Source organism: Adonisia turfae CCMR0081, from assembly GCF_011009555.1.
GTDB classification, from domain to species: domain Bacteria; phylum Cyanobacteriota; class Cyanobacteriia; order Phormidesmidales; family Phormidesmidaceae; genus Leptothoe; species Leptothoe turfae.
In genome coordinates, this window is the sequence record NZ_QXHD01000004.1 from 7,639,498 (window position 1) to 7,649,644 (window position 10,147).

A 10,147-nucleotide genomic window follows, 5' to 3' on the forward strand; every position below is an offset into this window, starting at 1 on the left:
CAATCATCAACGATGAGTAAAGTGTGAGCTACAGGCATATAACATAATGGGGCATCTCAAATAACAGCGTGCCACCATATTTTAATTGTTAATAAAATATAAAAGACAGTATACAAAAGTTAATAACGTGTCCGGGGCTGATCTAAAATCTGCTTTAGAAAGGTTTGCAAGTGCCCTAATCAAAATGTAAATGTGCAGACTTTGATCATCTAGAAGATTGCCTACCTTGTAAGGCAGTGAATCCATGCGCAATCTGACTTTCAGTCCGCTATACCCATTTGTCTGACTTTGATTTTTAAGCTTGATATATCCCTAATTTATCCCAGTTAATTCAACCCAATCAGGGGGAGTATTTGTATGCAACCAATAGTTTACAAAGGCTTGAATTGCTTTCTCAAATTTTTCTGTCCCAACCGGTTTTATTAGATACCCATTTGCTCCCTTTCTATAGCAAAATTTAATATCCCTTGGATCAGAATTGGTTGTAAAAATAACGATCGGAATTTCACGAAACTGATCATCTTGCTTTAGCCGTTCTAATACTTCTCTACCGTCGGTTCCAGGAAGATTTAGATCCAGCAAAATCATGGAGGGACGTGCTGTATTTTCAGGGGCTTCTTGATCCAGGTTTCGATACAAAAAATCTAGAGCTTTATCCCCGGTGGTGCAGCGATAGATAGGATTGGCAACAGCCAGATCTTCCATGAAGATCTGTAGGACTTCAAAGTCTTCATCGCTATCCTCAATGACTAATAGAGGCGTTGTGCTATTGTCGGGCATAAACTTAAGAAAGGTTTAATTTTTCGTTAGAGTTTATTATTTTTCTTCACAGTTTAGCACGAAGTAAAAGGTAGTCCCTTGACCATAGTTAGATGCCACCCAAATGTGCCCACCATGGCGTTCGATGATTTTCTTCGCAATCGTTAATCCCACCCCTGTTCCACCACCGTAACTATCACGTTCATGGAGGCGCTTGAATAGCCGAAATATGTTTTGAAAATGGCGTTCCTGAATGCCAATGCCATCATCTTTAACGTAAAGTACACATGTATTGGGCGCGATGGTGATTTTGTCTTGACTGTCAAGCTGCTGCTCATGCTCAACTAAATAGCCAATTTCAATCATGGGCTGGGGCTTATCAGTGTATTTAAGAGCATTGCTAAGGAGGTTGCTAAAAACTTCCAAAATTAATACGGGGTCAGCCCTGACTGTAGGTAAAGGTCGTGGAATCTGAATCTGGAGTAGCGGTCCGCTACCTTCACGACCAGCTTGCAAAATATCGATAACTGTTGGTAAAAGCTTATTCAGATCGATGGGTTGAGAGTTCAATTCAGCTTGCCCTAGTCGTGAAAATTTAAGCAAAGCATCAATCAACCCATCCATGCGCTCTGCTAGCTTGACCAAAGTTTCTAGTCGCTTGACACCAGAGTCACCTAAAGCCTGACTATGGCGTCTTAAAAGGATATTTGAAAAATTGCTAATCCCTCTCAAGGGCTCTTTGAGATCGTGGGAAGCTGCATAGGCAAACGAATCGAGTTCCCGATTGCTACGCTCCAATTCAAGATTGATTTGTGCCAGTTCATCAGCCTTATTCAGCACAATGCCAACGATGGCATTTTTTAAGGCTAGGGCGTTGTCTATTTCTGCTGCTTTCCAGGGCAGGGCTGTGGCTTGTACAGTCTCTTGCCATTGTTGAAATGACGTGCGAGGGCAGAGAAAAATACTGCCATCTTCGGTTTCATGGATAGACTCTTGTGGATTTCCTGCCCAATTAACCGTTTGTAGAACTTCAGGCCGAAACCAGAGAATGAGATAACGCCGGAGTTGAGATATTTTGAGAATAACTAGACCACTGGCGATGTCCTTAAAATTGATGGCGGCTGGATATTCCTCAGACAGACAGTTGGTGTGAAAAATTTCTGTGGTTTTGGTTTCTATAGACCAGTTAATTAAGGCCTGCACATCTTCCGTGGCAGGGGTATGACCAATTAGCGTAATATCTTCACCGAGACAAACTGCGACGCCTTGAGCCTGGAGGACTTCTAATAGCCTTGGTTCTGGATGAATCAGTGCCTGTTTAAAGTCTGTTGCGCTGGCAATGGATGAGATAAAGTCAGCCTGGATTGCCTTGAGGGTGTTGAGATAGTGGAGTTCATTTTGGTTAACTTTGCTGGTTAGTTCAGCGGCAATAAACTGCCCTAATATCTCGCAGACCGCTCTAACGGTACAAGGAAGGAACTTCTCTGTGGGATGGTGGCATGAAATCAGACCCCACAGCTGATTGTTACTGACTAAGGCAATCACCAGTAATCCAGTGACGGCCATGTTTTGATGATATTCAATGCAGCAGGGGTCAACACCTCTGAGGATGGAATAACTTAAATCTAATGGTGCCTTACCCGACTCAAGCTCTGTAGAAATGAGTTCAACGGGGGGGGCGGTTAGATTGGGGATAAATCGCACCGTGCTCTTTTGATAAAGCTGTCGCACTGAGGTCGGGATATCTGTGGCGGGATAGTGCAGATCTAAGTAAGATACGGCCTCAGCGGGCTTTACTTCGGCAACCACTGCACCAGCCTGTTCTTCATCAAACTGATAGACCATGACTCGGTCATAGCCAGTCAATGTCTGTATTTCAGTGGCAGCTGCCTGGAGAAAATCAATTAAGTCGTTGACACCGCGTAAGCGAGCAATAGCCTGTTGAGCGTTGCTTTGTAAAACCGCCAGACCCTGGGCCGTATATAGACGGGTTGGTTCTAGTTCTAGAATGATGATTTCATTCATTCGATGCACCAGACCATCAAAGTATTTGGTGTCATCTGATGTGGAAATAGCAATGGGTATATAGCTGGGACGCTCCGTAGCGTTTGCTAAGCGGTGTAGCAGTTCCGCTTGCGTTGATACCGGGGACTCTAACAAATCCAGGAATGACTGTCCTAGCAATGTTTGGGGCTCCATACCTAGATAGTCAGTGGTATTACAGCTGAGCTGTGTAATGGTGAAGTCTGATGCCGCTAGTGCCATCAACACGCCATGGGGCTGAGTCAAACCAATGCGATGGACAGGAAATGATTCATGGTCTTGCTGGAGCCTACCTGGACCGTGTGGCGGATCAAACTGTCTCATTCTGGAGGGGGCAACGAAGGGAGAGCTACACGGAACAACTTAATACATTTTCCTACTGCTACAAGTATTACAGACTATTAAGAGAACTTCAGCTTCTCTTAACAGTCTGAGGGATATTAGTTATAAATATGTACACACCTCTGATAAATGTGTTTGGTCCTAGCGCTTAGTCAGAGTTTTTAAGGTTCTCAATGTCGGATTTGAAGCGACTTGAGCTAGCATTTTTCCTTAATCAGCTATTTGCAGTTTGTTTTCAATAGGTTAAGTAAGTGCCTGAGACGGTTAACTGCTTTGCTTATTGAAAGTGTATGTCTCTACTGTTGATTTAGAATTCAAAGGCAATGGTTTCTCAGCGTCATTGGCCGGTAAAAGCGACTGTTATATTTTTGGCAAGTCTTGTTGTACTACCTACGGCCCTATATTGCTTTATTGTATGGAAGCTCTATGGGTTTGCTGCCATGGGTATTTGAGAACTGTTTTGTTCTGACATTGTCAGAAAGGGGTTGATTGTTAGCAACTTCACGAATTAAGTGGCTGCGGCTGCGAATGTACGCTCTGATCTCATTAGTTTCATCGTGGCTCAGATGAATGTTATCTTTTATTTTTTTCAATAACCATAGGCAGATAGCCTCGTCACTTAAGCCTTCTAGTATATAGCTATAAGTTTCCACCATGCTCCAAATCAGACGGAGATGCTCACTATTAAATGAAATCATTTTTATAAAGTATAAAACTGCTAAAGGTTAAAGAGATATACGAGTTTCCTTAGAGATAAGGAAACTCGTATTGTTTAATAAGCGTTTCAATCTGATGGAATGCAACTATGGTTGGGGTCTGATGTTTAGGCCGCACTAAATCTGGCACGTTTGTAGTTAGCATGCCGCTTTGCGATCGCATCCTTAAAACTTGCAAAATCAGTGGCACTATCCGTTTCACTAAGCAGGCGTTCGCTCGTAATGGACTGCAGGCTAACCAGCTCTGTGCGGGTGCTTGAATGGGCAAAGTGGTTAAGTAAGCGAGTAAAGCGACCATCTCCACTGACTAGCACAACGGTGTCGCAAAAAGCCGACTGTGTGATCATGTCCGTTGCTATTTCAACGCAAAAGTCAATAGAGCGCTGGGAGGCATCAGAATTCTCTTTTGTTGAAATCTCTTTAGTAATTACACGATAGCCATTGCGCTTCATCCACAGCAGAAACCCTTGCTGTTTAATGTTGTTGGGATCTACGCCAGTGTAAAAATAAGCCCGTAATAGCTGACCGTTGGGAACAAGCTGTGATATCAATTTGCTGTAATCAATCTCAATGCCCAGCGTTGACGCTGCATAAAAAACATGGGCAGCATCGATAAAGACAGATACCCTACCCTGTTCTAGAATTGCAGGGGAAGTGGGTAAGTCTTTAAAGGTAGCTGGGTTATTAGTTAGCATCGCAGAAAGATTCCTCTACTGAGTTAATAGATCAGAGAGATATTCGAGGCATTCTTTTGGATCGATTCCGGTGTTCTAGCGAATGGCTCGATTCTGAGCAGCTTGCAAGATCACTTGTGCCGAAAAACAAGATCGTCTACAGGACTCTCAATCGATATACAAATGAATTTTCGAAAACTCTCAACTGAGTTACTTAAAAAACTGCCAGATGACTAATAAAACCTGGCATGATTGGGGAGTTCAAAAAAACACTGATTTAATAATATCTTAAGATTTGCGGATTATTTTATATTCTGAGAAGTAAAAATATGTGAAAGTTCATTGAGGCCCAAGGTTAAGGGTGTTATGAAGCTGCTTAATCATCTAAACCAAAGACAGGTAATTGTTTAAAATGCTTGTCAGGCGTACTTTCAGGAATGTTGCGTGCCTTTAAAGTACTGGTTAGCCGCTGTCGCTTTTAGACTTAAGATTTTTGTTACATATGTCCATGAAAATAGGTGTCTGTACTGTGCTACTTGAGTAGATGGTGGGTGTCCGGTGGTCACTAGGTGAATCGTCTTTTTATGGACAGACCGCTCTAATTGCACCTGCATCACTCCCTCGGCTACACACATAGCCAGTGCTGGCGCTACCACTTACATCCATCCAGGCAGCATCGTAATAGATCTGATGAACAATAGAACGGATGCTGTCATCGGCAACATGCTCAATCCAGGTTGCTAGGTAGCCACCGCCATTGCCTGCATAATTGGTTACCAATACTTCCACCCAGGGGCGTTCAGCACTAATGCCTTCAGGGATTTCGTTGGGTAATATCCAGCCCCCTTGCAACCAACCTGCTTGTTTGGCTAATGCTCTGACCAGCATGTAAAGCGGCTCATTATCACTATCCCAAGGAGCAATATCCATATCCATAGTTGTTTCAATTGCCCAAGTACTGTTGTTGGGCTCTTCTATGGCTGCGCAGTCTAGTCCTAATCCACAGGTTGTAGCCCTATCAAGCGCTGATTGCTCAATTTGTGTAGCGGCTGGTAGCCAGTCAGCGGCCATATTCATCACAGGTAAAAATTCCAATCCAATGGCTAGGTGTGGCGTCGTGCTGTTTAAGCTAGGGTCCACATTCTCTACCCCATGGCTATCTACTAAAGCTTGATAAAGTGCTGGCGATAGATTGTAGTGATCGAGCTTTACGTGATAAAGAAACTCAGAATTTTGCCAAACCGGATACAAGCGCACTCTTACACGCCAAGTCGGTGTGTCTGGGATACTACCTAAACGTGTTGCATATTCTAAGGGTCCCATGGTTTGAAAATATCTGAAGCCTTGCTCATCAAGACTTTCTAGCCCATTGGGTGGTACCTGTTGTAGCTCGGCTGGTGTGGAGGTAGCTGGTGTGGCCGGGGCGGGGGCTTCAGCTTTGGCTAGACTGCAGGCAATCCACAGCGGCAGGATTAGGGCTACCACATGGCCTATATGACGAATACCCATGGCGAATCAGACTCCTAAGGAAATCAATTACAACTGGCTGACCACAAGCGGCAATCAGGTGCAAAGATATCTTCCAAATCTGGCTGGGGTTTTCCGGTAATGCTTGATGTTAGGGACGTATGCTAGCTCTCAGGTTGGTCTTACATGAGGAGTTTGGCCAGCTTTTTTCTATGAACTGTGGCTTTTCTCAGCAAGCCAACTGCATAATCAATACGCTTTAACCATATAACAAGGCTAGACTAGGTCAGATAAATAAGCCAAACTAATAATTGACAGAATATCCAATATGCCGGACGCATGGTTGAGCATGAACCAGAGGATCCTAGAATTCAAGAAATTATCCAGGCTGAAAACTTGCCACCTGAGGTTGTAGACCAGGTGGTGGATGAGTTTTTTAAGATCTTTAAGAGCTCTTACGCAACCATTTGCATACAGTTGAGTGAACGTCTCTTAGATGAAGCATTACGGATTGGCCGAGAAAGGATTAATCCTGACGATAGTTGAGAATGGGTAACTTAGTGTCAGTAAGCTCAGCAATTTAGCTCAATGCCACCAAAATCAGAATATTTTAATCACTGGCTACGTCATAGACCTGGAGGATGAGAGCATCAGGGGCTATTCTGCCAGTCGTACCCATAGCAAAGCCTCTAGTAATAAGTGCTAGAGGCTTCTTTATTTGAAAAATGTATCGTGGGTGGCTTATAGCTTTGGTCGCCCTAAAAGTAATGTAGTTAAGGCGTCTCGTGCACTTTCAGGGCGGGGGCGATTAAGTAACCAACGTAGGGGCGGAAAGGCAATTTCATCGGGAAGTAAGACAGCTTGAAAATTAAACGGCAGCAACAGATAAGCAGTGTGGTTTGTCTGATCGTGAGTGATCTGGCGGATGCCAATCATCAATCCTAGGCTATAGGCCATCATCGGTGGAAGATCCTGGATGTCCTCAGGGGTCTCAATCAAATCTGTTATCAGATCCGCTACTTCAATCATCTCAATCAAAGGTCTGCCCGGTCTTAGGTTGCGGGTCTCTGGATCCAGGCCTAGACAATTCTCTCCTGTGACTCTGGTAACAAAAGATTCACCAGGGTTAATTACGCTTAATACTTGAGATCGAGATAAGTCGCCACTAATGGGGATGCCTGCACGTACAACGCGCTGTGTTCGTCGTGTAGTTCCTGAGCTGACCGTGCTTCTGTCCCAATCAATAAATACCTGGGCATCACTCGTTGTGTTGCGGATAGTGACATTGAGATCCATCAGTGACATGGCCAGAGGCATGCGACCCATGGGGCCAACATTGACGGTCACTTTGCGCTTTTGCTGAGCATTATTTTGAGAGGTGACCGTTAGTGCCAGTTGGGGAGGTAATTTATATCCTTTAAGCTCCAGCTCTTCGATTTCCGCCGTAATTTGCTGTGTATCGGGGAGTTGTTGCAGCTGTTGGTTAACCTGAGCAAGTAACGCTCCACGGTTTAAGTCAACCTTTAATTTGTTTTCCAGGGTATTTTCTACAGAGAGTGCCATTTGGTAGAGCACATAAATCACTACCAAAAAATAGACTGTCAAAATTAGAACATCACTACCCATTACCCGACTACAGCCCTATAGATTTACTACTGACCAAAAGTGCCTATAGGTTACACCTATTTGTAAAAAGTAGGGCTGTAGATTGGGGCAAGATGGTTAGGGATTAGAAGAGGATGAGTGGTCAGTGGTGGGTGGTGACTGAAAGGAATGTTCAGTATGCCAGTATTTGTCTAGGCTACGGGCTACCTGGTTGGATAGCAGCAGGAGACCCAGCATATTGGGAATACCGAGGGCAAAGACCATGATGTCACTAAAGCGAATCACAGTATCTAGGCCAATGATGGTGCCGCAAAAGCTACCCAAAATATAGAGTAGCTTATAGGTCAATAGACCTTGCTCTCCGAACAAGTAGCGCCAACAGGCTTCGCCATAATAAAAGCAGGAAATAATTGTGGAAAAGCTAAATAGGCAAACAATTATGGCCAGCCCCCAGGTCATCATCGGCACTTCGGTGGCAAAGGCAGTCGTTGTGAGCTCAATGCCGTTGACGATGCTGCCAGGTTGATAAACACCTGTTAGCAAGCAGACTAAGGCGGTTAGATTGCAGATAATAACTGTGTCGATCAGTGGTTCTATCAGGGCGACGATACCTTCGCGGACGGGTTCAGGATTCTTAGTGGTGGCGTGGGCAATGGCTGCAGCACCCGTACCTGCACCATTGGAGAAAACACCTCGCTGTAGACCCTGTACCATGACGCCGACGATGCCCCCTTCAATGGCAACTGGATGCCAGGCCGAATGCCAAATTTGACCCATGGCGTTGGGGATATCTCCCAGGTGATGGCACACGATCCAGAGGGCGGCAGTTAGGTAAAGCCCTACCATGGTTGGCACAATGGCTGAGGCTACTTGGGCAATGCGTTGGATGCCGCCAATAATCACGGTAGCAACGGCCAGGGCGAGAGCGATACCGTAAACGCTAGGCTCACTTAGCCAGCTCCACTGCAGGTGCTTCCCCAGGGCAGCGACTGCCATCCCCGACTGGTTGGCCTGAAACATATTGCCACCGCCGATGGCCCCAACCATGCAAAGAATGGCGAAGGTAGCTGCCAGCAACTGTCCCATGGGTTTGAGCCCGCGCTCGGCCAGGCCCTGGCTGAGGTAATACATGGGGCCCCCCAATGCCTGGCCATCTTGGATAACGCGATATTCTTGGGCCAGGGTGCATTCGGTAAATTTGGTGGTCATGCCCAGTAGTCCTGCTACGGTCATCCAAAGGACTGCACCGGGGCCTCCCAGTTGGATTGCGATCGCAACTCCAGCAATATTCCCCAACCCCACCGTTGCCGACATCGCCGTCGCCAACGCTTGAAAGTGATTCACCTCCCCAACCTCATGCGGGTCATCATAGTCACCCCGCAGTACCGCCAGGCTATGGCGCAGCCCCCGCACATTAATAAACCCCATGCGCAGCGTCAGATACACCGACCCTGCCATCAACCACAGCACAATCAGCGGCACACCCCACAGTCCAAAAAACAAGGTACGCTCCAACAGCGTCACCCCGATATCAAAACCATGGTCCATATGTGTTAGCAGTTGATTCAAGGTTGTGCTTTCCATTATCGGCAAATCATCTTTTCTAGGATCAAGGTCACCCTAGGGCCATCAGTACAGGCCTAACCCGAAAACAACTCAGCCCATGCCTGTACCTGCTGCTGTGCCGCAACGGTTCCCTCTGCCGGAAACTGCTGCATAAAATCCTTATCTGCTGCTGGTACGTAAGGCCCTTCCTTAATCTCAAACATCACCGTATTTGGAGCCAGGGCGATCAGCGAGTGGTACTGTCCTTCCGCCAGCTCTAAACCATAGGTTGGTCCCTGGGCACATAGGCGCTCAATCTGAATCACCTGCCCCTGCTCATTCAGTATTAAAAAACCAATCTCACCCTGAAGCACCAGAAATAGCTCAAACCCATTGCTATCTTTAGCCCGTAGATGTCGGTGTGGACGCACATAGGTGCCAGGCTGTAACACATTGATAAACCGTTGGACAGAGTCCGGTAGCTGATGCAAGTTGTGGTTTTTCCGTAAACGAGGCAGCGCTGATGCCTCCTGGGAAACGCTGTCAAACAGCTCTTGAGATACGCGTTTGATGACGGTGGGCATGGGATGGAACAGTGATGATTTCGGAATAAGTTACCAGTTATCTACTAGTGTAAACCTATGTAAAGGGTGCCTCAATTTGAAAGCGCCCGCACTTGCTTATAAAGCTTTTCCATCTCCGGTACTTTGACCCCTACCTCTGCCGCGGCCCTCACCGGGTTACCTAAAATCGCCTCCACCTCCAATGGTCGCCCTTCATCAAAATCAATTTTCATGCTGGTACGATAGGGCTTCATTTTTGTAGTGGCATTCAGCATGTCAGCGGCCCAATTTATAGGAATATGGCGAGTCGAAGCAGTTTGCTTAGAAAGATGGTCAACCCAGGCATTGGCAGCTGTGATCACCTCCGTCATCAGGGTGTGGATCTGTGCCTTAACCGCCTCATCTGCCATCAGCTCATTCGTGGTCGCATCCA

General features: G+C 46.0%; 10 protein-coding genes. 1 reads left to right on the forward strand and 9 read right to left on the reverse strand.

Translation table 11 applies throughout. The features are described 5' to 3' along the window. Window positions 1–312: 312 nt before the first annotated feature. From DXZ20_RS36680 to DXZ20_RS36700, 5 genes are all read right to left on the reverse strand, one after another. Complete coding sequence (locus DXZ20_RS36680) at window positions 313–780, reverse strand: response regulator (RefSeq protein WP_163667967.1); 468 nt, start codon at window positions 778–780, stop codon at window positions 313–315. Between the two features lie 36 nt (window positions 781–816). Then, window positions 817–3,126 (reverse strand): ATP-binding protein, encoded by a 2,310-nt coding sequence (locus DXZ20_RS36685; protein ID WP_250566057.1) that lies wholly within the window; start codon window positions 3,124–3,126, stop codon window positions 817–819. Between the two features lie 416 nt (window positions 3,127–3,542). Beyond that, window positions 3,543–3,842 carry a hypothetical protein gene (locus DXZ20_RS36690; RefSeq protein WP_163703346.1) on the reverse strand — a complete coding sequence of 100 codons (300 nt, stop codon included), beginning with the start codon at window positions 3,840–3,842 and terminating at the stop codon, window positions 3,543–3,545. A 125-nt stretch (window positions 3,843–3,967) separates the two neighbouring features. Further along, window positions 3,968–4,555: a LabA-like NYN domain-containing protein gene (locus tag DXZ20_RS36695; protein ID WP_006515587.1), complete on the reverse strand. Its 588-nt coding sequence runs from the start codon at window positions 4,553–4,555 to the stop codon at window positions 3,968–3,970. A gap of 561 nt (window positions 4,556–5,116) precedes the next feature. After that, on the reverse strand, window positions 5,117–6,043 hold the full coding sequence (locus DXZ20_RS36700) for a hypothetical protein (RefSeq protein ID WP_163703347.1): 927 nt from the start codon (window positions 6,041–6,043) through the stop codon (window positions 5,117–5,119). 297 nt (window positions 6,044–6,340) lie between these two features. On the opposite strand from DXZ20_RS36700, the gene DXZ20_RS36705 reads away from it, so the two are divergent. Then, entirely contained in the window at window positions 6,341–6,547 is a 207-nt protein-coding gene (locus DXZ20_RS36705) for a hypothetical protein (protein ID WP_006515584.1), read from the forward strand. Between the two features lie 195 nt (window positions 6,548–6,742). On the opposite strand, the gene DXZ20_RS36710 is transcribed toward DXZ20_RS36705, so the two are convergent. The 4 genes from DXZ20_RS36710 to DXZ20_RS36725 all read right to left on the reverse strand — a co-directional run. Beyond that, complete coding sequence (locus tag DXZ20_RS36710) at window positions 6,743–7,627, reverse strand: hypothetical protein (protein WP_163667975.1); 885 nt, start codon at window positions 7,625–7,627, stop codon at window positions 6,743–6,745. A 96-nt stretch (window positions 7,628–7,723) separates the two neighbouring features. Continuing rightward, window positions 7,724–9,190: an alanine/glycine:cation symporter family protein gene (locus DXZ20_RS36715; RefSeq protein WP_163703348.1), complete on the reverse strand. Its 1,467-nt coding sequence runs from the start codon at window positions 9,188–9,190 to the stop codon at window positions 7,724–7,726. A gap of 56 nt (window positions 9,191–9,246) precedes the next feature. Next, the gene (locus DXZ20_RS36720; protein ID WP_163703349.1) at window positions 9,247–9,735 is read right to left on the reverse strand and encodes a WbuC family cupin fold metalloprotein; all 489 of its coding nucleotides are present in this window, start codon (window positions 9,733–9,735) and stop codon (window positions 9,247–9,249) included. A gap of 71 nt (window positions 9,736–9,806) precedes the next feature. After that, window positions 9,807–10,147, reverse strand: a 341-nt coding sequence (locus tag DXZ20_RS36725) for a ketopantoate reductase C-terminal domain-containing protein (protein ID WP_284681708.1), incomplete at its 5' end; no start/stop codon positions are given.

What these genes read in the sequence shown, in the direction of transcription:
- DXZ20_RS36680 (WP_163667967.1), bottom strand. Translation starts at nt 780, where the DNA reads ATGCCCGACAATAGCACAACGCCTCTATTAGTCATTGAGGATAGCGAT.
- DXZ20_RS36685 (WP_250566057.1), bottom strand. Translation starts at nt 3,126, where the DNA reads ATGAGACAGTTTGATCCGCCACACGGTCCAGGTAGGCTCCAGCAAGAC.
- DXZ20_RS36690 (WP_163703346.1), bottom strand. Translation starts at nt 3,842, where the DNA reads ATGATTTCATTTAATAGTGAGCATCTCCGTCTGATTTGGAGCATGGTG.
- DXZ20_RS36695 (WP_006515587.1), bottom strand. Translation starts at nt 4,555, where the DNA reads ATGCTAACTAATAACCCAGCTACCTTTAAAGACTTACCCACTTCCCCT.
- DXZ20_RS36700 (WP_163703347.1), bottom strand. Translation starts at nt 6,043, where the DNA reads ATGGGTATTCGTCATATAGGCCATGTGGTAGCCCTAATCCTGCCGCTG.
- DXZ20_RS36705 (WP_006515584.1), top strand. Translation starts at nt 6,341, where the DNA reads ATGGTTGAGCATGAACCAGAGGATCCTAGAATTCAAGAAATTATCCAG.
- DXZ20_RS36710 (WP_163667975.1), bottom strand. Translation starts at nt 7,627, where the DNA reads ATGGGTAGTGATGTTCTAATTTTGACAGTCTATTTTTTGGTAGTGATT.
- DXZ20_RS36715 (WP_163703348.1), bottom strand. Translation starts at nt 9,190, where the DNA reads ATGGAAAGCACAACCTTGAATCAACTGCTAACACATATGGACCATGGT.
- DXZ20_RS36720 (WP_163703349.1), bottom strand. Translation starts at nt 9,735, where the DNA reads ATGCCCACCGTCATCAAACGCGTATCTCAAGAGCTGTTTGACAGCGTT.